Below are 24,981 nucleotides of genomic sequence, written 5' to 3'. Positions count from 1 at the left end.
CGAACTGCATCTTTTAAGAATCAAACGATAAAGAGGGGAGTGGAGATAAGTTGAGTATCATCGTAATGCTAGTCATCTATTTTTTGCTTGGAGTATTCGTGATTAAATTAGGCATCGATAACTCTAGAAGTACACAAATTTCAAAAGAAATATTAAATGAGTTAAGAGAAATCAAAGAATTAATGATAAGAAATAAATATGAATAACTTCTTAGGATGGGGGCAACAGGAATGATCATTCCATTTTTAATATTAATCCTTGCCTTTTCTGGTTATTTTCTTAGAATATGGATTGTTGGTCCGGATAAAGAAAAACTTTCTGACGACGGCAATGAGCTAAATATAAAAGGCAAATTAATAATCGGACTTATTGGATTAATTTCAGTAATTGTAATAATGATAGCTGATGGTGTACAGGGGACGGGAATGAAGTGGTTTTGGATTGTATTTATAATTATTGCCCTAGGATTTCAGTCATTTATTGATTGGAAATTTTTAAAGCATACGAAACAACATATCGTTTCACTGATCTTGGTAGTCGAAGGTGTGGTGTTAGTTTATTTCCTTTTCTGATCGTTTGAACCATAAAGCCTAACCTCCTGCCAACGTGCACAAGGGATTAGGCTTTTTTGCTTATTGTAGATAAACGATCCTTCCGATTTATTGATCACTTTTTCACATAAGAGGAGGGTTATAATCTACCCTAGTTTTAGTTATTATTCGCCTATCCGAATTCATTAATGGAGCTTTATACTTTTAACGCGTGGGTATGGGCTGGTATTTGCGGAGATTCTGCTTGTCTGTGCGGAAGTGCGGGGAATCAGCACCTCGACTAGCCGCGTGATTATGGGAGATCATTTTGCAACGGATGAATTATTTGGAGCATTTATTACAATTACTTGCATGCTGCTGTTCTGTAGGCTCTTTAAGGTTGATCTGTATCCAAATAGTCAACCTAACGCTTCCGCTCTGTTAAAAGATAAAAATGCCCCCTATTTCCGTTAAAATACGGACAGTGTAAAAGAATCAGCTTCAGTACAATGCAATTAAGAAAGCGCTAACAAAATGCGACGCGGGGGGATGGCAGTATGAATGAAAATCAAATGCCATGGAGAGAGCGAATTAGTTATGGGCTAGGGGATACTGCGTCAAATCTGATATTCCAGATGACAACACTTTACCTTATGTACTTCTATACGGATGTGTTTGGTCTGAACCCAGGTGCGGTAGCGGTGGTATTTCTTGTTGCACGGGTAATCGACGCGATTGTCGAGCCGTTCATTGGTGTCATGATTGACCGTACGCAAACAAAGTGGGGGAAATGCAGACCCTATTTTCTTTGGCTTGCTGTTCCTTTCAGCTTAACTGCAGTACTTATGTTTTTGACGCCGGATTTTGGTGATACGGGTAAACTTGTATACGCATACATTTCGTATACCGTGCTTGGTATTATGTATTCTGGTATTAATCTACCACTGTCTGCAATCCTGCCAAGTCTGACTAGTAATTCTAATGAACGTACAGTGATCAATACGGTTCGTATGATATTCGCCGTGATTGGAGTTGTTACAGTTAGTGCTGGAACGATGCCGCTTGTGAAAGCTTTTGGTGGCGGCGATCAAGCAAAGGGGTTTCTGGTCACCATGATCCTGTTCTCAAGCATTGCACTGCTGCTGTTTCTAAACATGTTTGCGAACACTAAAGAACGCGTAAAAGCCATTGATGAAAAACCGCTTCCGATGCGAGAAGGTGTTAAAGCGCTCAAAGGCAATGTACCTTGGTTGATCATGCTTCTGATGAGCTTGTTCCTGTGGATCACAACATCGATACAAGGACAGACCAGCATTTATTACATGACCTATTATATGAAAAAGCCTGAACTCATTCCTATCGTGAATTCGATGCAATTGTTGATGATATTTTCAATGGTGATCGCTCCTTTTGTAGTAAAGAAAATTGGGAAAAGGAACACCATTATTATGGGATCAGTGGTTTCTATCCTTGGCTACCTTATTGCAATTACTGGGGGGAACTCCCTTTCTGTTCCGGTGCTGTTGGCAGGGCTTCTTATAAGCGGGCTTGGCATGGGAGTTGGAGCAGGTCTGATTTTTGCAATGATGGCCGACACGGTTGATTATGGGGAGTGGAAATCAGGTGTTCGGGCACAAGGCCTACTTTATTCAGCTGCTAGTTTTGGGGTTAAGGTGGGGATGGGACTCGGTGGAGCACTTGGTGGAGTGATATTATCGATGGGTGGTTATGTAGCTAACTCCACGGCGCAGCCAGAATCAGCATTAGCTGCGATTTCATTTAACTATTTGTGGGCACCGATTATTGGCCAAATTATTATGATTACTTTGCTGTTGTTCTATCGTCTTGACAAGGATCAACCCGTTATGATGCGTGAGCTCGAGGAACGTCGCAATTCTTCTATCGCGAATGGCTGCTTAAACATATGAATTCCAATAAATAAATTGGAGAGAGTGAGGTTGGAGAAATGATTGATTTGAAGGCAAAGCCTTTTCATCTAGATGATGAAGGGATTAAATGGGTAGAACAAACCTTAGCCTCTCTGGATTTGGCAGGCAAGGTCGGGCAGTTATTTTGCCCGATCGGTTTCACCGATGATAAGGCACACCTAGCACTTTTGACACAAGGGATTAAGATTGGCGGGATTATGTTCCGTCCCGGTCCCGGCAAGATGGTGCAAGAAACACATCGCTACTTGCAGGATACATCAGATATTCCTCTTCTAATTGCTGCTAATCTTGAAGCAGGAGGTAATGGTTCTGCGGCAGAGGGTACTTTCTTCGGCAAGCAGCTGCAAGTGGCGGCAACGGATAACACCGAAATGGCTCGTAAACTTGGCATCATTGCCGCGCGGGAGGGTGGTGCTGTAGGCTGTAACTGGGCATTCGCACCCATTCTCGATATCGATTATAATTTTCGTAACCCGATAACCAACGTTAGAACATTTGGTTCTGATCCGCAGAGAGTAGCTCGCATGAGCAAGGCATATACCGAAGCGATTCAAGAACATGGCATGGCGGTATCTATTAAACACTTCCCTGGAGATGGCGTTGACGAAAGGGACCAGCATTTGTTGACCTCTATTAACTCACTTTCAGTGGAAGAGTGGGATGCTACCTTTGGGAAGGTATATACGGATTGTATAGAAGCTGGCGCACATACGGTCATGGTAGGGCACATCGCTCATCCTGCCTATTCCAGAGAATTACGTCCGGGAATTACAGATTTGGAAATTATGCCTGCAACGTTAGCTCCTGAGCTTTTAAATGATTTATTGCGTACCAAGCTCGGCTTTAATGGATTGATTACAACAGATGCTACACCAATGGCAGGATTCACAATGGCCATGAAGCGGGAGCTAGCGGTTCCGACATCCATAGCTGCGGGTTGTGATATGTTCCTCTTTAACAAGAGTTTAGAAGAAGACTTTGCCTATATGATGAAAGGAATTGAGACTGGCATTCTGACAGAGGAGCGCGTGAATGAAGCAGTGACTCGTATTCTTGCAGTGAAAGCTGCGTTGGGACTTCATAAGAAGAAACAACAAGGCACGCTCGTTCCAGGAAAAGAAGCCCTTGCCACCCTTGCTTGCGAAGAGCATGTGCGTTGGGCTCAGGAATGTGCAGATGAGTCAGTTACATTGGTGAAGGATACACAGGAGATGCTCCCAATCCGTCCTGAGAGTCACAAACGTCTACTGGTATTCACACTAGGGGGCGAGGAAGGTTTATTCGGAGGGGCAGATATTGCACCGTACTTCATTTCCAAGCTAAAAGAGGAAGGATTCGAGGTAACGCTCTTTAATAAGAGTGAAGTAGATTTCAGTACCATGTTTGGAGGTGTAAAAGCGTTAACGGATCATTATGATGCTGCGGTCTATATTTCAAATTTGGAAACCCATAGTAATCAAACCGTTGTACGGATTAATTGGGCACCTCCATTTGGGGCAGACATGCCATGGTTTATTCAAGAAATGCCAACAATCTTCATTTCTGTAGCGAATCCCTATCATTTGATCGACGTCCCGCGTATACCAACGTTTATTAATGCCTATTCACCAAGTAATTATGTGGTAGATGCTCTGATTGAGAAGCTTGTGGGGCGTTCCTCCTTTAAAGGAGTTAATCCTGTGGATCCGTTTTGTGGCTATTGGGATACACAACTATAATCAGAATTTATAGAGATCTGTAATAGTATCAAGCGATGGAATAGGATAGTTCTATTCAATCGCTTTTTTTATAATATAATAGGACAAAAGACATCTATTGAGAGAGTGAGAGGAGGGTGCTAGTTGCAAAGCTACACCTACGAAAATATTGAGATGGACGATCATCTTCCGGTCCACATGTTTTTGCACAGTACCCATCAGGTCCCGAATCATTGGCATGATAGCATTGAAATATTATTCGTGCTCAAGGGGAAACTTGAGCTTTTCACAAAAGACAGATTTAGAGAGTTAAATGAAGAAGATTTGTTCTTGATTAATGCTAATGAAATTCATGCGATTAAAGCAGAAGAGAATAATTTGGTGCTAGCGCTGCAAATTCCAGTTTCTTATTTAATTCTGATTGAACCTCAGATCGAAAGAATGTTATTCAATTGTAATTCTGCGGCTTCTAGCTATGAAGAACAATCTAAGTTTGATGAACTTCGTACATTGCTGGCTGAGATGATGCTTCTCCACAATAAGCGCCCACAAGGGTATCATTTACGGATACAGTCCTGTCTTCTTAATTTAACTTATTTACTCATGCAAGGATTTCGTGAACAGGATCAAAGTCCTGAGAAACAGGATGATAAGCATCGTGAACGGCTATTGCGAATTACCTCTTATGTCAAAGAGAACTACAATCGGGCAATTAACATCCAGCAATTGGCCCTTCAGGAGTATTTGACTGTTCCGTATTTGTCGCGTTTTTTCAAAGCGTATATGGGTACTTCCTTTACCAAATATGTGAATGCGGTGCGTTTGGATAAAGCTGTAAAAGATTTGACGCTTACCAATCTATCGATTACACAGATCGCTCATGATCATGGGTTTCCCAATCTGAAATCCTTTAATGCGGTGTTTAAAGAGTTCTATCGACAGACACCTGGAGAATACCGGAGGACTATCTTGGACGGACGCAGTTCATTTCAGAAAAGCAGTGTGGCCCAGTTTAACTACTTTGACATGAATCCCACACAGGCGTTTGAGTCGCTATTCAAATATCTCCCTAACAAAAAATTGTCAGCTGCTTCCAATCTACCAGTGGCCCTTCCTATACATAAGCAGACCCATGAGATTTCGGTAAAGTCTAACCAAAGTAAGGAGCTTGCGCATACTTGGAAGAAGCTCATGACGGTGGGAAAGGCCAAAGAGGTATTGTTTGCAGAGGTACAAAGACATATCAAGCAAATGCAACAGGAAATTGGGTTTCAGTATATACGGTTTCACGGTATTTTTGATGATGAGATGATGATTTATGGCGAGAATGAGCGGGGAGAAGTAAGCCTGAACTTTGCTTATAGCGATTCATTATTTGATTTTTTACTGTGCTCCGGATTGAAACCGTTTTTAGAGCTTTCTTTTTTACCACGCCAGCTTGCGGGAGAGGAAGCTACTTCTGTTTTTTATAAAAAGAGCTTGGTGGGTAGTCCTAAGGACCTCGTGAAGTGGAATCAGATGATCCATCAGTTTATTACGCATTACATCCATAGATATGGCATTCATGAAGTGAGGCAGTGGTATTTCGAGGTGTGGAACGAACCGGAAATCCATATTTTTTGGCCAGATACTTATGAAGCTTACTGTGAGCTGTTCATTTCAACATTTCAAATCATCAAATCCATAGATCCTGAGCTATGTGTAGGGGGGCCAGGTGTTTTATCTTTTACGTTAATGCAGTCAGATTGGCTGACAAGGTTTATGAACGATGTGTGCAGACGAGGCGTAAAGCCTGATTTTATATCCTTTCACAGTTATCCGTATGATGAATCGTTAAGATCAACTCAAGTGATTCAGGTGGATTATGAAGAGAATCCGGATGTGTTGTTTCAGAAAATAGAGCTTTCAGCAGATACAGAATATTTATCGCGAGTCATTATAAAATTGAAGAAAACCGTATCTGAAGCTATGGGAAGGGATGTTCCTGAACTGCATATGACAGAATGGAATGCCACAGGCTCTCACCGCGATTTAGTGAATGATACATGCTTTAAGGCAGCCTATATCGTGAAAAATGTTCTGGAAAATATGGATGGTCTCCATAGTTTTGGTTATTGGACGGCTACGGATTTGCTAGAGGAGTTCAAAATGTCGTCAGAAATGTTTCATGGAGGTCTGGGGCTGATGACGTATAACGGGATACCAAAGCCATCCTTCTATGCGTTTAAACTGCTTGCAAAATTAGGCCGCCAATTCATTCATCAAGGGAAAGGATATTACGTTACTAGCAGTGATATGGGGCTGCAGGTGTTGATGTATGCTTATGCGCATATCGATTCATTGTACCAAAAAGGTGATGCCTCGCTCATTAATCGCACGAATAGATACGATGTGTTCGAAGAAGTTGGAGATATAGAGTTGACGTTGGAGCTTACAGATATTCATCCAGGCTCGTATTCTATCAAAAGACATACAATTAACAGACAAAATGGAAGCGTTTTCGACCTGTGGGTACGAATGGGGGCGCCTCATCCTATTGATGCTGACACCCTTAATTATTTGAAGCAAGCGAGCTGCCCGCAACTGACCTTTGAACAAGTCGAAATAACGAGCACCTATTCATTAATTAGTAAATTGTCTCCACATGAGGTGCAGTTGGTGGAATTGATGCGCTTATGATGGGGGGATTTACAACTGGACAGAATCCAGGGTTTGTTAAACAAAGTTCCTCGGAGTACTGCGGTTGAAGCTTGGAGAGCTCTGTGAAATAGTAGCTGATCATATGATTACTACTTGCCGATCCATTCTGGAATGACAGTGATAAAAAAGTATGGACATGACTGTAATAGTACTTCGTTTCCCGTTTAGGTAGCCTGTATACATGTGGAGGCGCGTAGGTAACAACATCAAAGAGATTGGCATAACGGTAACTCTTGCGGACATATTGTTTAAAAGCATTAACGAAGTTCGGATCGCCTACACGTGGTGAGCCATAGGTGAACAGAATAGGTGAGATGTGCGAGGTGTTGGCCGCAAGATCAATAGCACATAAAGTGGCGAGTGCTCCGCCAAGACTGTGACCAGTAATGTATAAGGTCTTATCGGGAGATAACTTAGCGAGTGTAGAGATAATCCCATCGCGTGCTGATGAGTAGATATTCGTGAAACCGCGGTGGGTAAGGGTATCTTCTTTAATGTAATTGAATCTCTCTTGTGAGGCCATAACGTTTGACATCCAATCGGTTGTGGAGCTGGTTCCGCGGAAGGCAACGATAATCTCTTGTGGAGATTCCAAAATAAATCCAAAGCGTTCCCACACCTCGCTGATGGATCTTGCTTCAATCGTATCCACGATCTGATAATCTAATGGAACGACGAACGAACCGTCTTTATTTGAGAACTGCGCATAGGTCTGTCCGCAGATAGCAGCTAGAAAGATAGCCCTTTGCTCTTGATCATTTTTGGTACCCATGTGTATCCCGCCCTTCTTCCTAAACTATATTAGGGGGACGAGGGAGAGATTCCTATATCATGCGAGACCCTGTACTAATGTGAAAGGGCTAAATGGTACACCGTTGAATACTTACCTCAGATGATCTGTTATTAGGAGGTTTTACGATATGAATCTAACTTTAGTGTACGCTAATGATTAAATTACTTCGAAAGTCAAAAGTTCAGCGACGCTTAATGATTTCATTTCTGCTGCTTGCTATTATCCCACTATGTACCTTCGGCTTTCTGGCTTACCATAAATCTAATGAAGCAATCACCTCTAAGACAACTACCTTTGTTAATGATATATTACGCCTCTTAGGAAGCAAGATCGGAACAGAAGTGGCAAAATATGAGACTTTCGCTGATCAAATCATGTTGAATGGAGATATTCAGCAAGCCCTGCTCCGCTACAATAGATTGAGTGATCTTGATATTAGTAACATACATAAGAAGTTTGAAGACACTGTGTTAAGCGATAAATTTTGGTTGTTTGCTACAATCAAAACACTACAGATTCTAACTAATCATGGACAAGTTCTGTACGATTATGGATACGAAGAATTTACTACAGAGGATAAACAGCGAATATTTGCTCTGGCCAAACAGAATAAAAGTGCGGATATCTGGACCACAGCCCATACGACAGCTGGTGATAATATCCTTTCATTGGCTAGGAGGATTCCACTTTCATATGGATCAGGCGAAACTGTGGGGTTCGTCATTATGGGAATTGATGAGGAATTATTCTCACAGATTTTGTTTGGAAGCATTAATATGGGACAGGGTAGTGAACAAATCATTATGAATGATGCAGGAGAAATATTGACGAGCAACAATCACCTGTTTCATTCGGATCAAGATTTGGAAGCTAATCGTACTTTAAATCATTTGATTAATTCCCGTATGGAGACGGGGATAGTAACGCTGCGGGCGGAACCCTACTTTTTCTTAAATACACATAATGAGGTACTTCATTGGAATGTAATTAGTTTAATTCCACAAGCCTATTTGAATATGGGATCTGTGGAGATTAGAAATGAAATGTTCTTCATTGCCGTCATATGTGTAGTTGTTTCATCCTTATTTGCAACCTTCATCTCTATTAGTATCTCCACACCCCTTAAGAAGTTAGTGAGTGGAATGAACCAGGTCATGCGAGGTGATTTAAAGGTAGAAATAAACGACAAGCATCCAGATGAAATCGGATATCTTTCAGGGAAATTTGAAGCCATGATCGAGGAAATCAAACTATTGATCGAGCGTGTGGAACAAGAACAGGCACAGAAGAGGGGGATTGAGCTGCAAATGTTGCAGGCACAAATTAATCCGCATTTTCTATTTAACACATTGAGTTCGTTAAAATGGACGGCGATGCTAAGTCAAGCGGATAGTGTAAGCAATGGTTTAGGTGCACTGGCTGAATTACTTCGAAGTACAATTGTTCAGAAGAATGAACGGATAACGCTAGGGGAAGAGCTTCGGAACATCAAGAACTATGTCGTTATTCAACAAATTAGATACGGGATGTCTTTACAGGTTGATGTGCAAATTCCTGAACAGTTATTAGATACTCAAGTGTTGAAATTTTTGCTTCAGCCCATTGTAGAGAATTCGATTATTCATGGTCTAAGCGGTGAGAATATGGAACCTAGGATTACAATGACTGCTGAATTGAACGGAGTGGTGTTAAAGATTAAGTTAAGCGACAATGGGAAAGGGATGAGTGCTGAAAAGTTACAGGAGATATTACAGCTTAGAGATAATCATTCAGAGAATCGATTAGCAAATATCGGTATTGGAAATGTGCGGGAGAGAATCAAATTACATTATGGAGACCCCTATGGATTAGAGATTTGGAGTAAGCCTGATCAAGGCACGGATGTTATCATCACGATACCTTATATTTCTACACTTCAGGAGGACTCAGCTGATGCGGATACTAATTGTGGATGATGAGAAAATAGTGAGGATTGCACTCAGTACACTAATTAAATGGGATGAATATGGTTTTAAATTAATGGGTGCTGTTGCAGATGGATACAAAGCTCTTGAGGTCATAGAGACAGAACCGATCGATATCGTGATTATGGATCTAGTGATGCCTAACATGGATGGACTTGAATTAATTCGAACGCTCAACGAACGGAAATTCACTGGGAAGTTTGTGGTGCTTAGTAATTATGATGATTATGCTTACGTGAGGGAAGCCATGAAACTTGGAGCAGAAGATTATATGTTGAAGCTGACGCTTAAGCCAGATGAGCTGATTCTTCTGCTGACTAAGATCACGGAGCAGTTATTAACAGAACGAGAGCTTAAAGAACAGGATATTCATATGAAAATTAAGCTTAATGAAACGCAGCTTCAGCAACGGAACAGCATATGGAGAGAGCTTCTTTTAGATCAGGAGCAGGACATGGTTTATTTGATGCAAGAAACACAGAAGTACGGGATACCCTTCGATAGACTTGCTGGTAATCTTATTATGATAAGAATCGATGATTATGTGGAGGCGCTAAGTAACGGTAAAATTAATAACAAGAGACTACTTAGCTTTTCTATAGCGAATATTGTGAAAGAAACCGTGTCAGATCACTTTGCATTTGATTTCATAGAGATGGAGAGTCATCAGTATATTGTTATAGTTTATGAACAGAGCGGTTATTTTGAAGAACCCAGTTGGTTACTGTTAATGAATAACTTAGTGCAGATGCTTAAGCTTTATTTGAATTTAAGTGTCAGCATTACATTAAGTGATGCATTTGTAGGTTTGAAGCAGTTGAGAGAACGATACACTTTGTGTCTGCGAGCATCAACTTACAACTTTTATACAGGGCCTGCATCTGTCTTAGTTGCTGGGCATTCAAAGTTAACCCAGTCACTACACTCCATTAACTATGTGGAATGGCTGGATCAAGTCAAAGCAGCAGTTGAAGTAGGGAATACAACGCTAGTATTGGAGAACATAAGCATATTATTTAATGAGGCAAAACAAATCAAATGGGACCCGTCAGCCTTAAAATTTCACCTTTTGGGTTTATTATCTGACCTAGACAACATGATCTTAAAATGGAACACACAAGTACTACCGTCCACTGAACAAAATAGGGTAGGGGCAATCACACTCTTAAAGAGTTTTGAGAGTGATATTTCACAAGCTGAGTCTATGGAAGGGCTTATTCTAACTATTGAGCAAGCGATGCAGGAAGCCATTAATCTATTGTATCAAGTTAAAAGCAATATTTATCGCAAAGAAGTATTTCGAATCACGGAGATTCTGCAAGAGAATGTTGAGAATAAAATAACGCTTGACCGTCTCGCTCAAGAAGTAAATATGAATGTTAATTACTTATGTCGTGTATTTAAGCAAGATACGGGTAGAAGCATTGTTCAATATATGAATGAAATAAAAATCAATAAAGCGATTGAATTGTTAAAGCTTCCGGATACGAGGATAAAAGAGGTGGCTTCACAGGTGGGGATAGATGATCCGTTTTATTTTAATCGAGTATTTAAGAAGATCGTAGGGCTTAGTCCTTCAGATTTCCGTAAGAAATTACTCGCAACTAAATAAGTCCAAGGAGGAGACACCTGTTATGAAATATGTGGAATCTATTAAAAATAGTTTAATATTCGCAGGTGTGATCCTATTATTATGGGCTAGCGCAGGATGTACTCCTTCGGATTCGAGCCTGAACAAAATGCAATCCTCCCAAGTGAAACATGAGTTTGCGAACAAAATTCTGAACTTAGCTGTATTTGAGGGAGGGCAAGGAAAGGATTATTGGCTCGCGGTGAAACAACGATTTGAATCAGACTATCCAGGGGTAACTGTTAATTTGACTTCAAGCCCTAAGATCATGGAAATACTTAAACCGCAAATCGCCGTTGGCAATCCACCCGATATCATTTATATCTCACAGAGTGAGACGACAGGTATGATTGAAGAAATGTTGAGAGATAAATTATTACTTGATTTGACGGATGTATTTGAAGGGAATGCTCTCGATAATCAAGTACCGCTTAAGAATAAAATGCTGGATGGTATTTTAGATTATGCTAATCCCTTAGGGGATGGGAAAATTTATGCTGCACCGTTCTATACCTCTCCAATGGGGCTAATCTATAACAAGACTCTTTTTGAGAAAAAAGGCTGGAAGCTCCCAGAGACATGGGATGAATTCTTGAAGTTAGGTGAGCTCGCTAAGAAGGATGGAAGATCACTATTCACCTACCAAGGTTTGTTCCCGGGTTATTTAGAGTCTATTTTCTGGCCGTCGGTGGCATCTGTGGGGGGGATGGAAGACGTCTGGAAGGCGGAAAATTATGAGAAGGATGCATTTAGGTCCGATTCCGTCAGGCGAATAGCCGAGGTGTTAAGTGCTATTGCACAAAAAGGTTATGTCATGCCAGGAACCGTTAAATTAAGCCATACGCAAGCACAGGCTGCTTTTCTACAAGGTAAGGCACTGTTCATTCCTTGCGGAATATGGATAGAGAATGAAATGAAAGGCACTCCACGCGAAGAAGGCTTCGAATTTGGTTTTCTCGCACCACCAGTGTTCAATAAGGGGGATCAGAGGTATGTCATGTCCTATTTGGATAGCCTGTTTATTCCCGCCAAGGCGAAGAATATTGAACTTGCCAAGGAGTTCCTGCGTTATCAATACAATGATGATATCGTTCAATTAAATGCGGAGAAATCCAAAGGGATAGTCACGGTTAAAAATGGTCTGGAAATCGTAAAGCCATACACTTCTCCAATATTCTATGATTCCGTTCAAATATCTCAAAAAGATGTAGCGCCGATTGTTTTTCAATGGAAACAAGCATCGCAGCTAGTTATCAAAGACGTAGAGGCAATATGGAACCCCATAACTGGCCTAATGAGCAATACGCTGACTGTTAAACAGTGGCAAGATGAGGTTGAGAAAATAACCAAGAGTGTGCGGGAATTAAGTTCTTCTAAAGAATAAACCTGTTTATTCCGTGTCCTAAATCGTACAGGTTTTGTTCAATTCTGTTAATGGTAGCTTTAGTATTTAGCAGTGTAAAATTGGATTAACTATATGGGATTGGATGTGACGTGAATGAGTGTGGTCATTTCAACATTAACTCTTGAAGGTGCATTATTAGAAGGAGAGAATCCTCTTCCAATGTTCAGAAACAGAGACCATCATACTAAAGTAGGGGATAATGGTACACTTACTCCAGAATTGAGACAGCAGCTGGGTGAACATACAGGTGGGAGATATTTACCTTATCGCATGCAGGATCGGTATACACGTGAAAGAAAACTGCTGGTTATGAAGTCGATTGTATTGGAAAATGACATCTTAAAAGCAGTCTTTTTACCTGAGTATGGAGGTAGACTCTATTCGCTTAAAGATAAACGTACGAACAAAGATATATTGTATACAAACCCTGTCTTTCAACCGGCTAATTTAGCTATTCTTAATGCTTGGTTCTCTGGAGGAATCGAATGGAATGTGGGACAGGTAGGTCACACCTTTACGACTGCATCTCCCGTACATGCTGCCAAATTGATGGATGATAAGGGCAATGAATTTCTAAGAATTTATGAATATGAGCGTTGTAAAAACATTTTTTGGCAGATTGATTTTCATCTTCCTCAAGGGGCAAAGGAGCTCTCTGTCTATGTAAGAATCATTAATGATAACGAAGCGTCGGTTCCTATGTATTATTGGACAAATATTGCAGCACCGGAAACTTTGCAATCAAGAGTATTCTCATCCACTAGTAAGGTTATCTATATTGATCATCAAGTGAAGGGGTTTGGATTGGGAGATTTGCCAGTGCTTCCTTCAGTTCCAAATGAAGACTCGTCATATCCAATGAGAATTCCCTTCTCTAACGAGTATTTTTTTCAGACAGAAGCAGATTATAAATCCCCGTGGGAAGCGATTGCCTATGAGGATGGTAGTTTATTCTACGAACGTTCGACTAGCCTTTTAAGATATCGTAAGTTATTTTGCTGGGGCAACCATGCAGGTGGTAGAAGATGGTGCGATTTCTTAGCGAAGCCAGGCGAAGGTAATTATGTTGAGATACAAGCTGGGCTTGCTCCAACACAGATGCATGGACTAGACATGCCTGCAAATTCAATATGGGATTTCACTCAAATATTCGGTGTTACTCAGGTGGATGCACATAAGGCAAATCAAAGTGACTGGTCTGAGGCTCGGGATTTTATTGAAACGCAAGTCAATGAACAATTGCAAGAAGATGAGGTGTATATTCTTCATGAGAAGTTGCAAGCTTATGCTAATTTAACACCATCAGAACTATTGCACTCAGGCTCAGGCTGGGGAGCACTCGAGGACATTCGCAGAAAGGCCCATGCTGAAAGGTCTATTCCGGATGGATTTCTATTCTTGAAATCCAGTATTGCAGCACCGCAGCTTCCATGGTTAGCCCTGTTACAAGAGGGAGGCTTGCCAGAGGGAGATGTACAAAATATTCCGGCCTCTTGGATGGTCCAAGAAGAATGGATGGAATTGCTTCGTACCAGTCTAGGGGATGCAGATAATCAAACGTGGACTTCCTACTTGCATTACGGCATTATGCTCTATGAGTATGGAATGGAAGACCAAGCTATAACTGCATGGCATCAATCGCTTGAATTGCAGCCGTCTGCTTGGGTTTATCGTAATCTGGCGATTACCTCTGAACAGAGAGGAGAGGCAGATCAGGCTCTGGTCTATTATGAACTGGCGTATTCTTTGTACAATGGCTTTCCAGACAGTGCATTTGCAGATGAGTATATTAGCATGTTAATTAGAAATAAACAATTTGCTAAGGCATGGAGTGTGTACGAATCACTTCCTGAAGAGTTCAGGCAAAGTGATCGTCTCCAAATTATTATTGGAGCTGCTGCTCAGGCGTTGGATCATAATGAATTCCTATTAAACTTATTCCAGAAAGAATTTGCTGTGATTCGTGAGGGCGAAGTTACGATTGTGGAGCTATGGTATGAATTTCAAGCTAAAAAGCTAGCGGAGAGCCGAAATACTGTATTATCTGAAGAATTAATGAAGGAAGCCATCACCCTATATCCACCGCCTAATAACATTGATTTTAGAATAATTGGCGCTTAAACGAAGAGAGAGTTTCGATGATTTTAATCGAAGCTCTCTTTTTTAGGATGCTGAAGGTGATTAAAATTTAGATAAAATTGTGCATGCTTTGTTCAATATCGTCGATGTTAGACCTGACTTGCTTCGTTATATACTTACTTGTGAAAGCACTTTCATATTAGAGGGGGATGCTACACACGTGAAAAAAAGACAAAAGAAGCTCACCGGTTTGTTGCTTGCTATGTCGATGGTACTAACGTTATTGGCTGGTTGTGGATCAAGCAATACAACGAACAATGCTGCCCCGCCTGAAGCAACTAAGGAGAACACCCCTACAGCTACAACTGAGGCTACCACCGAAGTTAAAGCTTCTGGACTAGAAGGTAAGGTAGTATTCTGGTCGATGTGGAGCAGCACAGAACCACAAGCGAAGGTTATTGAGTCAGCCGTTGCTGAATTCAAGGCAGCTAATCCAGAAGTTGAAGTGGATCTGAAGTTTACCGGTCGTGATATCTTAAAATTGATCAAGCCTGCTTTGGATGGAGGAGAGCAAATTGATATCTGGGAAGCCGATCCAGGTAGCCCAGCTGGTATTCAAGGCATGAAAGATTACGTTATGAAGCTTGATGATTTGCTTGCGGAGCCGTCCATAGGAATGGAAGGCAAGTCAGTAAAGGATTCAATAATTCCAAGCTTATTAAGCTGGATACAATCGCTATCCACAAAGTACGGTTTAGAAGAAGGTATTTATTCGATTCCGCAGCAACCGTATGCAGTACTCTTTTTCTATAACAAGGAAGTGTATGAGAAGGCTGGGATAACAAAAGCACCTGCCTCTTGGGAAGAGTTTCTTGCAGATGCTGAAAAAATCAAAGCAGCAGGTTCAGCACCGCTTACCTTTGATGACGCATATCGGGACTTATTTATTGGATCTTATCTGGCAAATGCGATGGGGGCAGATTGGGTAAGCCAGCTTGTGCAAGATAAGACCGGTGAGATGTGGAATGATCCAATCATTCTTCAATTCGCTAAAGATATGGCTAATTTAAACGCTAAAGGTTTTTTCTCTAATAAAATTGCTGGAAGTAAATATCCTGCGGCTCAGCAGGATCTCGTGCTTGGTGGGTCTGCCGCTTATCTAAATGGAACATGGCTTCCGAATGAAGTGCTTGCCACCTCAGGACCAGATTTCAAATGGGGCACGTTTCAATTCCCGGATGTTCCAAATGGAAACGGTAAAGGTGGAAAACAAGGGCTGATCTTTGGATCTCAAGGGATGTTCATTAATAAATCAAGCAAGAATGCAAAAGCTGCTTTTGAACTTATCAAACATATCGTTAGTAAGCAGATACAAGAAAAAATGGCGAAGGATGCACTTGCGATCCCAGCAACCATTGATTCTGAATGGCCTGCGATGCTTGCAGAAGCAGAGGCTGCTTTTCTAAATGCAAAAGAAAATATGCCTTGGGGTGGAGGTATTGGTGATGGAGGCGACTTTACGCTTGCTACCATTGTACCTACCTTCATGGAACTCATCACTGGCAAACTGAAGCCAGAAGAATTCGGGCCGAAGCTAAGTGCGGAAGCTAAGAAATTCTACGCCGGTAAATAAAACTGTAGTCTATATGTGGCGGTCAATAGCGGCAGCTGCATATAGATTATTTAGAGTATAAGAAAGAATAAATTGCAATTTACGCGTTCTATTTATTCTGGTACTTGAAAAAGGACTCTAACTAAAAATTAGAGGTTGACATGGCGTGTGGACAGAGCGGAGGGTCGGAAGAATCCTCCGAACCCGTAGCGGCTGGTTCATAAATGGTCAACATGCTAATTTTGGTTTTGAGCCTTATAATTTCCTTGAAATGATGCGGGGGATACAAAGATGAGAATTAGTAAACCGATTATCATGCTATTCCTTCTGCCTGCTATCCTGGTTTATATGTCGATCTTTTTTTATCCAACCTTGCGGGCAGTATTTATGAGCTTTTACGAGATATCTAATATAAATAGTAGTATCAGTGAATGGAAATTTATTGGTCTAGACAATTACTGGGGGTTATTTCATAATTCCTATTTTTTAAATTCTTCATTAAATGTGCTTAAGATTTGGATTATTGGTGGACTCATTGTTTTCGTTATGGCTTTTTTCTTCTCAGTGCTTATTTCCTCTGGCGTTCGTTTCAAAGGCTTCTGGAGAGCCTTGATTTACCTGCCTAATACTGTATCTGTTGTTGTCATGTCAGTAATATGGCTTCAGTATGTGTATAATCCGACCTTTGGATTGTTGACACATGTATTTCGCCTTCTTGGACTTGAACAGTTAGCCAATATTCAATGGACGGATGACCAGCATTTATTTTTATCCATGCTGATCGCTTTTTGTTTTGGATCCATTGGTTATTTCTTATTAATTCTAGGCGCGGCCATGGATCGGATTCCTAATGATTACTACGAAGCAGCATTATTGGAAGGAGCAAACACGTTATATCAGTTCTTTCATATTACTCTTCCGTTACTCCGTGATGTGTTTAAGACCACACTGGTGTTATGGACGGTTACAGCCATTAACTTCTTTGTATGGTCTTCCATCTTCGGGAGAAATGATCCACATACGATGACTCCTGGCTATTATATGTACTTGAAGGTATTTGGTGGGGAGAGAATTTCTGATACGCAAGCTTTCAATGTTGGAGCAGGGGCTGCGATTGGTGTATTGATTACTGTTGCAATTATTGGCTTTTCCTTCTTGATTGGTCTGTTGTTTAGGAAGGATCGTTTAGAATACTAGGAAGGAGGAGACAATATGCGTCTTCACTCAATCACTCGAATCATTCGATATGTTCCATTAGTAGTCTGGCTTATCTTTACAGTTATTATTTTTGGATACGCATTCCTTGCTTCACTCAGCACGACAAGAGAGATATTTACGAACAAACTACTGGCGAGCGGATTTCATTTTTCCAACTATACCCGATTATTCGAAGAAACGAAGATCGGATTGTACTTTTTGAACAGTCTAGTTTACACGGTAACCTCTTGCGTAGGTATTATTGTTGTTGCAGCTCCGGCTGCTTATATATTGGGACGAATTCAGTTTAGGGGAAAACGGTTAGTTGATTTAATGTTTATCTCGGCATTATCGGTTCCGGGGCTACTGATTTCTATTCCATTGTTTTCCTTATTTTATTCATTGAATTTAACAGGCTCAACATTTACGTTAATCTTTGTATACATTTTTACGAATGTCCCTTTTGCTGTATTTTTGCTTACAGGGTTCTTTGCATCCATTCCGAAAGAACTGGAGGAATCAGCAGCGATCGATGGATGTGGGCCGATTAAAGCTTTTATCAAAATCATCTTACCTATGGCACAGGCCGGTATTTTGACGTTAACGATTTTTAATGTGATGGGGATTTGGAATGAATATTTTTATGCTCTGATCTTTGCAAATAATCCGGATCGACATCCAATAGCATTAGCGCTTCAATCCATCGTAGTAGGATATACGAATACTGGTAATTATTCGGGTATTTTTGCTGCATCACTTCTGGTATTTTTGCCCACGTTTATACTTTATCTTCTTGTGTCCAGAAAGATCGTTGCAGGAATTACAATCGGTTCTGTAAAAGGTTGAGGTAATAACCACCTAGTAATATAGGTGGTTATTTGCGCACCCATAAGGATTTCTTCAGAATCTCAACTTGCGACAAGGAAACCCATACAGTACACTTTCTTTAACTAGTACAAACCTAAGATAGCTTGGGAGAGAACTTTGAAAAAGGAAGTGTTAAATAGTGGATCTAGAGATGGTCATGCAGGAGCTGGAAGCGCTTGGCAAGGAACGAACTAAGAAAATATATATATCTAATGGAGCAAAGGAACCGCTATTTGGCGTGGCTACCGGAGCAATGAAGCCAATCTTCAAGAAAACAAAAATAAATCAGCCATTGGCTGAGGAACTTTACGCGACAGGGAACTATGATGCCATGTATTTTGCCGGCATCATTGCTGATCCCAATGCAATGACGGAAGCGGATTATGACCGATGGATGGATGCGGCTTATTTTTATATGCTGTCCGACTTTGTAGTGGCAGTAACCTTGGCAGAAGCAGATATTGCACAACAAGTTGCCGATAAATGGATTGCGAGTGGTGAAGAGCTGAGAATGTCAGCGGGCTGGAGCTGTTACTGCTGGCTGCTTGGCAGTCGGCCGGATGTTGAGTTTTCTGAAAGCAAGCTTGCCGGTATGCTTGAGATGGTGGAAAATACGATTCATGATTCTCCAGAACGTACCCAATACGCAATGAACAACTTCATGTACACAGTGGCCATATCTTATTCGCCACTTCATGATAAGGCCAGTGAAACCGCAAGAACTGTAGGGCCCATTGAAGTTGATAAGGATAAGGCAAAAAGTAAATTGATTCACGCGTACGCAAATATTCAAAAAGCAGTCGACAAAGCTCAGCTTGGTTTTAAACGTAAGCATGTAAGATGTTGATCTAGCTGAAGCTTCTAGAGAAGAAAAAGGAAAAAGGATTCCCTGAAACTTCACTCTGCGTTACTATATAGAAATGACTCCAAGTGGGAGAGAGAAGGGGGAAAAGCATACATGGGCAACTTATTGGAAATTTTGCACAAGGAAGTCGTACCGGCAGAAGGCTGCACAGAGCCGATCGCAGTTGCGTATGCCGTCTCCTTGGCGGCAGAGCTTCTCGAGGAAGAAATAACGGGGATTCAGCTGCATCTCAGCGGTAATATTATTAAAAATGCAATGGGAGTGGGCATCCCTGGGACAGGCCAGACAGGTCTTCCTATCGCAGCAGCCCTCGGTGCAGTGGTCGGACGTTCGCACAAGGAGCTGGAAATTCTATCAGGCCTGACTCAGGATGAGCTAAAGCTGGCCAATGACCTGCTTGATCGAAAGCTGCTAAAAGTGGAGATAATGGACACTCCTGAGAAGTTATATATTGAAGCACAGGTGAAGACAGAGAATCATACAGCGACTGCCATCCTTGCTAAAGAACACACTAATATAGAATATCTGGCTCTGGACGGGAAAAAAGTGACACCTAAGAAGTCTAAAGCAGATTGTGGCAAGCCTGGACTTTCTGATACTGAAGCCTATGAAGGCTCTGTAGATCGGATATTCGAGTTTATAACTACGGCTCCATTTTCAGATCTTAGCTTCCTCTTGGAAGGCGCCCGGATGAACAAAGCGATTTCCGAAGAGGGACTCCGGGGCGATTATGGGTTGCAAGTAGGGAAGAAGATGAATCAGCAATCAGCTGTGAATTTGTTCGGCAATGATGTAGCGAACAAAATAATAGCGGCCACTGCTGCGGCTTCAGATGCTCGTATGGATGGCAGCGCAATGCCTGTGATGACAACAGCGGGCAGCGGTAATCAAGGCATTGCCTGTACGCTTCCCGTTATTTCTTTGGCGGAATTACTTGGTAAGGATGAAGAGACGCTGGCTCGGGCGCTTGCACTAAGTAATCTGGTCACTGTGCATATCAAGCATTATATCGGGCGGTTGTCCCCTTTATGTGGTTCAGGAATTGCAGGTGGAGTTGGAGCGAATAGTGGGATCATTTATCTCATGGACGGCACTCTTGAGCAGATCAAGCATGGGATACAGAATACGATAGCCTCTTTATCAGGCATGATTTGCGACGGTGCAAATTCAACCTGTGCGCTGAAGATATCTACCTCCACCAATACGGCGATTCAGGCAGCCACACTGGCGATGAACAATATTGCTCCTACGACCAAGGATGGAGTTATTTTCGAAGAGGTGGAAGATACTATCCGCAACATGGAGCGACTGGTTCAGGAAGGTCTGGCGGATACTGACAAGACCATTCTAAATATCATGCTCTCCAAAGGCGGAGCGAATTAGCTTCCTTTAAGGTCATAACAGGTTAGAACATCATAATATTAGACCGTCCGGTTCCCTACATGAATGGCAGGAGACTGGACGGTCTTTTTATCTATTCAGTAAGGGTATTTGTCATTGCGAAGATTTGCATTAAATTTTAACATAACTTATTCTGAGATCATAAAGGCATAAACTGATGGTATAAAAAGGAGATATTATGACGGAGAAGATAGATATAGGATGGAACTTTGAGAACAGTTATGCTCATCTGCCGGAATCCATGTTTACAAGGATTAAACCAACTCCTGTGCGTAAGCCGGAGTTAGTTATTTTAAATGAACCATTGGCTGCTACCTTAGGGCTGAATAGTACAGCACTACATAGTAAGGATGGTGTTCAGTATCTTGCAGGGAATGAAGTCCCTGAAGGTACTGTGTCGCTTGCTCAAGCGTATGCTGGACATCAATTCGGACATTTTACCATGTTAGGTGACGGCCGAGCTGCGCTTCTTGGTGAGCAGATCACACCCCAAGGTGACCGCGTAGACATTCAGCTTAAGGGTGCGGGAAGAACACCCTATTCTCGTGGTGGCGATGGCCGAGCCGGACTCGGACCGATGCTGCGTGAATATATCATTAGCGAAGCCATGCATAGCTTGGGTATTCCCACCACTCGCAGCTTGGCAGTGGTAACTACTGGAGAAACGATCATTCGAGAAACAGAGCAGCCTGGTGCTATTCTGACCCGGGTTGCTGCAAGTCATCTACGGGTGGGTACCTTCCAATATGTTGCAGCGTGGGGTACTGTTGAGGATCTCCGTACTCTGGCAGATTATACATTACAAAGACATTATCCGGAAGCTGATTCTAAGGAGAATCGTTATCTTTTCCTGCTTCGGGAAGTGATTGGACGTCAGGCTGAATTGATTGCCAAGTGGCAGCTGGTAGGATTTATTCACGGAGTGATGAACACCGACAACATGGCGCTTAGCGGAGAAACGATTGATTATGGTCCTTGCGCCTTCATGGATGTGTATCATCCAGAAACGGTATTCAGTTCCATTGACCAGCAGGGTCGTTATGCCTATGGCAATCAACCGGGCATTGCCTCTTGGAATCTCGCGAGATTCGCGGAGACTCTCCTGCCATTGCTGGCTGATGATCAGGAACAGGCGATTCGGCTCGCTGAAGAGGAAATTGCAGATTTTAAAGAGCGTTCTTACCATCATTGGCTCACAGGTATGAGGGCGAAGCTCGGAATCTTCAACGAAGAGGTAGAGGATGTAGCGCTAATTGAAGATTTGCTGGATTTGATGCAGCAGTATCGGGCGGACTATACCAATACCTTCCGTGCCCTAACATTAGAAAAGCTGGAAGAAACCGCTCTGTTTGGTGCAGCGGAATTTACGAAGTGGCAGGAGTTATGGCAGGCTAGACTTAGCAGACAGCAGCAATCGAAAGAGGTTTCGCTGCAGCTAATGCGCAATAGTAATCCTGCGATCATTCCGCGGAACCACAGGGTAGAAGAAGCACTCCAAGCGGCAGTGCAACAGGAAGATTACAGTGTGATGGAGCGATTGCTTAAAGCTCTTTCCAATCCTTACGCTTATTCCCCTGAACAGGATGAATACTCGGCACTACCTAAGGAATCAGCACGTCCATATCGAACCTTCTGCGGTACCTGATTTGCTGATAATGATCTAAATAATGAGGTGAAGTAAGAATGTTTCATGCATATGATGTTCTGGCTAACCAGTTGCTAGCTAATGCGAATGATCCAAGTTGGTATGTGCCCTTTGAGGTAGCCATAAATGACTTAAGCGAAGAAGAAGCTTTTTGGAAAGTAACGGAAGAAAGCAACAGTATTACTGAGATAGTGCAGCATCTGCTCTACTGGAATGAAACTTGGCAAACAAGGTATAAAGAAAAGAGTATCCATGCGGTTCCTTCAGTGGATAACAATAATACCTTTGTCGTTGCAAAAGGAGTAACGTTCCAAGAGCTTCAGCAACAACTCTTAGAAGTTCTATTACGTTGGCAGGAACTGATTACAAAGGAACAATTAGATGCCGATGTTCAAGAATTCCAAGGCAGTCAGTGGTGGGAAATAATGGGCAATGTGACAACACATAACGCATATCACGTGGGGCAAATCGTTTTTATTCGAAAGATTCAAAAGAGTTGGAATCGCACTATGAAATGAATTGAAGGACGTTAACAGATGTACATTCATCTGGCTAACGTCTTTTTTTGCGAATATCAATGAAGATAAGTTGTGTGAAAATACTTATAAATACTTATAGTTACATATTAAATACTTGTAAATACTTACTTAATAACTTATGATGACTTTAGGAGGTGCATACATGATGTTTCAAGAGGAGAGACTGTTAAAAATACTCGAATATTTGAAACAACACCAATCGATGAGTGTTCAAGAGATCTGTACGCAATTTGATGTATCCAGAGATACCGCACGTAGGGATATTGTTAGATTAGTACAAGAAGGTGTTGTGATCCGAACGCATGGAGGGGTATCGTTACCTGAGTTACAAAAAGAATTGTTATCTTATCAGGATCGTTTGATCGATGAATCTGAGAGTAAACAGAGGATAGGAAAGGCTGCGGCGCAGCTTATCCAAGATCATGAGACTGTGATTTTAGATGTATCTACCACCGTGCAGTTTGTAGCAGAACAGATCAGCGCGAAGGATATTACGGTGGTCACGCACTCGATTGATAATGTAGGGATCTTGTCCAAACGGGAGGATCTGCAAATTTATGTTCTTGGTGGTTACTTGAATGTGAAAAATCGCTTGTTATATGGCCCTTCTATTATCGATAAACTTAGTGAAATCCGTGCTGATAAAGCCTTTATTGGAGCATCCGCGATCTGTGCTGATGGGCTCTACTATCCATATGAAGAAGATGTACGGGTGAAGAGAGAAATGGCCCGAAGATCAGAACAAGTCATCTTAGTGGCTGATCACACCAAATTTATTGGCAAATCATTTTTCCGTCTAGACTTTGAGTTCGTTGACATTCTAATTACCGATCGGGAACTCCCAAGTGAGATCAGAGAAATTCTAGATCAGATGAACATCACAGTGATTGAATGTCCAGAAGAAACTGAAGAGGCTCGAGAGCAAGACTGATAACGAAACAGAGGAGGATATTTATGTCTTATATTCTGCAAAATGTACAAGTGGCGCTTCAGAATCGTATTGTCCCAGCGGCTAATGTGTGGATTTCTGAAGGGAAAATCATAAAGATAGATACAGAGGATCTTTCGATTCCAGAGGGACAACATGAACGGATCGATGGTGGTGGACATTTGTTAGTACCCGGGATGATAGATGTTCATATTCATGGCGCCAATGGCTTCGATATGATGGACGGTACGGAAAAGAGTATTCAAGAGGTCTCAAGTGCTTGTGCCTCATCTGGCTGTACCTCATTTTTGGCTACATCAGTGAGTTCTACGCTAGAAGATCTTTTAGAAATGATTCGTAGTGTCAAGCGTGTGATTGGACATGAAGTGGGCGCAAAGATCGCAGGTATTCATTTAGAAGGACCTTACTTGAATCCGAAGCGAAAAGGAATGCAGAACGAAAAATATCTACGCCACCCCAACTTAGAGGAAATGAACCTGATTTTTGAAGAAGCGGGTTCACTCATTAAGATGGTTACAATTGCTCCGGAGCTGCCGGGAGGGATGGAGCTCATTTCCTTTTTGAAAGAAAAGGGTGTAGTTATAGCCATCGCTCATTCGGATGCCACATATGAAGAAGCTAAACAAGCCTTTGCGTCGGGGGCAAGTCATGTTACGCATTGTTTTAATGGCATGCGGCCTATCCATCATCGGGATCCAGGGGTAATTGTGGCTGCTTTTGAAGAGAAGCATGTAAGTCTTCAGGCGATTGTGGACAACGTCCATCTGCACCCTGCAATTATTCGATTAATGTATACCTTGAAAGGACCAGAAGGAATGGTCTTGATTACAGATGCACTGCAAGCTATGGGATTAGGTGATGGGGATTATATGTTCGGAGGCCATCATGTTACAGTATCCGAGGGGGTAGCAAGACTGAAGGATGGAACGCTAGCTTCAAGCACAGTGACTATGAATGAAGCTTTACGTTATACTGTCGAAACTGGGATTCCATTGTTAGACGCCGTAAAGATGGCTTCAACTACGCCGGCCAATATTCTTGGACTTCAACAAAAGGGGACAATAACATCTGGTTTTGATGCTGATCTGGTCCTCTTGGATGATGAATTTAAAGTGTGCTGGACAATAGTAGATGGTAAAATTTTATAAATCATGATGAA

The 24,981-nt window shown here is 41.8% G+C and carries 18 protein-coding genes; 17 read left to right on the top strand and 1 reads right to left on the bottom strand.

What is annotated here, in order from left to right:
• The first annotated feature begins 230 nt into the window (after nucleotides 1-230).
• The 4 genes from ACN6KS_RS19260 to ACN6KS_RS19245 all read left to right on the top strand — a co-directional run bounded on the left by ACN6KS_RS19260 (nucleotide 231) and on the right by ACN6KS_RS19245 (nucleotide 6,855).
• The gene (locus ACN6KS_RS19260; RefSeq protein ID WP_179281539.1) at nucleotides 231-572 is read left to right on the top strand and encodes a DUF4181 domain-containing protein; all 342 of its coding nucleotides are present in this window, start codon (nucleotides 231-233) and stop codon (nucleotides 570-572) included.
• A gap of 515 nt (nucleotides 573-1,087) precedes the next feature.
• Nucleotides 1,088-2,458 (top strand): MFS transporter, encoded by a 1,371-nt coding sequence (locus tag ACN6KS_RS19255; protein ID WP_094869259.1) that lies wholly within the window; start codon nucleotides 1,088-1,090, stop codon nucleotides 2,456-2,458.
• Nucleotides 2,459-2,496: 38 nt separating this feature from the next.
• Entirely contained in the window at nucleotides 2,497-4,197 is a 1,701-nt protein-coding gene (locus ACN6KS_RS19250) for a glycoside hydrolase family 3 protein (RefSeq protein ID WP_280786490.1), read from the top strand.
• A gap of 123 nt (nucleotides 4,198-4,320) precedes the next feature.
• On the top strand, nucleotides 4,321-6,855 hold the full coding sequence (locus tag ACN6KS_RS19245) for a GH39 family glycosyl hydrolase (protein ID WP_440960280.1): 2,535 nt from the start codon (nucleotides 4,321-4,323) through the stop codon (nucleotides 6,853-6,855).
• Here ACN6KS_RS19245 and ACN6KS_RS19240 read toward each other — a convergent pair.
• Entirely contained in the window at nucleotides 6,803-7,648 is an 846-nt protein-coding gene (locus tag ACN6KS_RS19240; RefSeq protein ID WP_179281540.1) for a lipase family protein, read from the bottom strand. The genes ACN6KS_RS19245 and ACN6KS_RS19240 overlap by 53 nt on opposite strands.
• Nucleotides 7,649-7,821: 173 nt before the next feature.
• Here ACN6KS_RS19240 and ACN6KS_RS19235 point away from each other — a divergent pair, with 173 nt between their 5' ends.
• The 13 genes from ACN6KS_RS19235 (at nucleotide 7,822) to nagA (ending at nucleotide 24,970) form a co-directional block, all read left to right on the top strand.
• Nucleotides 7,822-9,624, top strand: a complete 1,803-nt coding sequence (locus ACN6KS_RS19235) for a cache domain-containing sensor histidine kinase (RefSeq protein WP_094878658.1) — start codon at nucleotides 7,822-7,824, stop codon at nucleotides 9,622-9,624.
• A complete protein-coding gene (locus ACN6KS_RS19230; RefSeq protein ID WP_440960279.1) occupies nucleotides 9,602-11,245 on the top strand; it encodes a response regulator transcription factor in 1,644 nt (547 codons plus the stop codon). Before ACN6KS_RS19235 ends, ACN6KS_RS19230 begins: the two co-directional genes overlap by 23 nt.
• Nucleotides 11,246-11,267: 22 nt before the next feature.
• Nucleotides 11,268-12,647, top strand: a complete 1,380-nt coding sequence (locus tag ACN6KS_RS19225) for a carbohydrate ABC transporter substrate-binding protein (RefSeq protein WP_341135239.1) — start codon at nucleotides 11,268-11,270, stop codon at nucleotides 12,645-12,647.
• 114 nt (nucleotides 12,648-12,761) lie between these two features.
• Entirely contained in the window at nucleotides 12,762-14,789 is a 2,028-nt protein-coding gene (locus tag ACN6KS_RS19220; RefSeq protein WP_280786485.1) for a DUF5107 domain-containing protein, read from the top strand.
• A 178-nt stretch (nucleotides 14,790-14,967) separates the two neighbouring features.
• Entirely contained in the window at nucleotides 14,968-16,380 is a 1,413-nt protein-coding gene (locus ACN6KS_RS19215; RefSeq protein ID WP_094869267.1) for an ABC transporter substrate-binding protein, read from the top strand.
• A gap of 270 nt (nucleotides 16,381-16,650) precedes the next feature.
• On the top strand, nucleotides 16,651-17,556 hold the full coding sequence (locus tag ACN6KS_RS19210) for a carbohydrate ABC transporter permease (RefSeq protein WP_094869347.1): 906 nt from the start codon (nucleotides 16,651-16,653) through the stop codon (nucleotides 17,554-17,556).
• Between the two features lie 15 nt (nucleotides 17,557-17,571).
• Complete coding sequence (locus ACN6KS_RS19205) at nucleotides 17,572-18,402, top strand: carbohydrate ABC transporter permease (protein WP_094869268.1); 831 nt, start codon at nucleotides 17,572-17,574, stop codon at nucleotides 18,400-18,402.
• A 160-nt stretch (nucleotides 18,403-18,562) separates the two neighbouring features.
• Complete coding sequence (locus ACN6KS_RS19200; RefSeq protein WP_094878220.1) at nucleotides 18,563-19,270, top strand: DNA alkylation repair protein; 708 nt, start codon at nucleotides 18,563-18,565, stop codon at nucleotides 19,268-19,270.
• Between the two features lie 111 nt (nucleotides 19,271-19,381).
• On the top strand, nucleotides 19,382-20,671 hold the full coding sequence (locus ACN6KS_RS19195) for an L-cysteine desulfidase family protein (RefSeq protein WP_076299336.1): 1,290 nt from the start codon (nucleotides 19,382-19,384) through the stop codon (nucleotides 20,669-20,671).
• A gap of 196 nt (nucleotides 20,672-20,867) precedes the next feature.
• Nucleotides 20,868-22,334 (top strand): protein adenylyltransferase SelO, encoded by a 1,467-nt coding sequence (locus ACN6KS_RS19190; protein WP_440960278.1) that lies wholly within the window; start codon nucleotides 20,868-20,870, stop codon nucleotides 22,332-22,334.
• Nucleotides 22,335-22,372: 38 nt separating this feature from the next.
• Nucleotides 22,373-22,852 carry a DinB family protein gene (locus tag ACN6KS_RS19185; protein ID WP_440960277.1) on the top strand — a complete coding sequence of 160 codons (480 nt, stop codon included), beginning with the start codon at nucleotides 22,373-22,375 and terminating at the stop codon, nucleotides 22,850-22,852.
• 163 nt (nucleotides 22,853-23,015) lie between these two features.
• Complete coding sequence (locus tag ACN6KS_RS19180) at nucleotides 23,016-23,804, top strand: DeoR/GlpR family DNA-binding transcription regulator (RefSeq protein WP_280786482.1); 789 nt, start codon at nucleotides 23,016-23,018, stop codon at nucleotides 23,802-23,804.
• Nucleotides 23,805-23,827: 23 nt separating this feature from the next.
• Entirely contained in the window at nucleotides 23,828-24,970 is a 1,143-nt protein-coding gene (gene nagA / locus ACN6KS_RS19175; protein WP_440960276.1) for an N-acetylglucosamine-6-phosphate deacetylase, read from the top strand.
• Nucleotides 24,971-24,981: the final 11 nt, after the last annotated feature.

It is taken from the genome of Paenibacillus nitricinens (assembly GCF_052056485.1).
GTDB lineage: Bacteria > Bacillota > Bacilli > Paenibacillales > Paenibacillaceae > Paenibacillus_AQ > Paenibacillus_AQ nitricinens.
The sequence above is the reverse complement of the archived record's forward strand: the minus strand, read 5'-3'. Positions and strand labels throughout refer to the sequence as shown.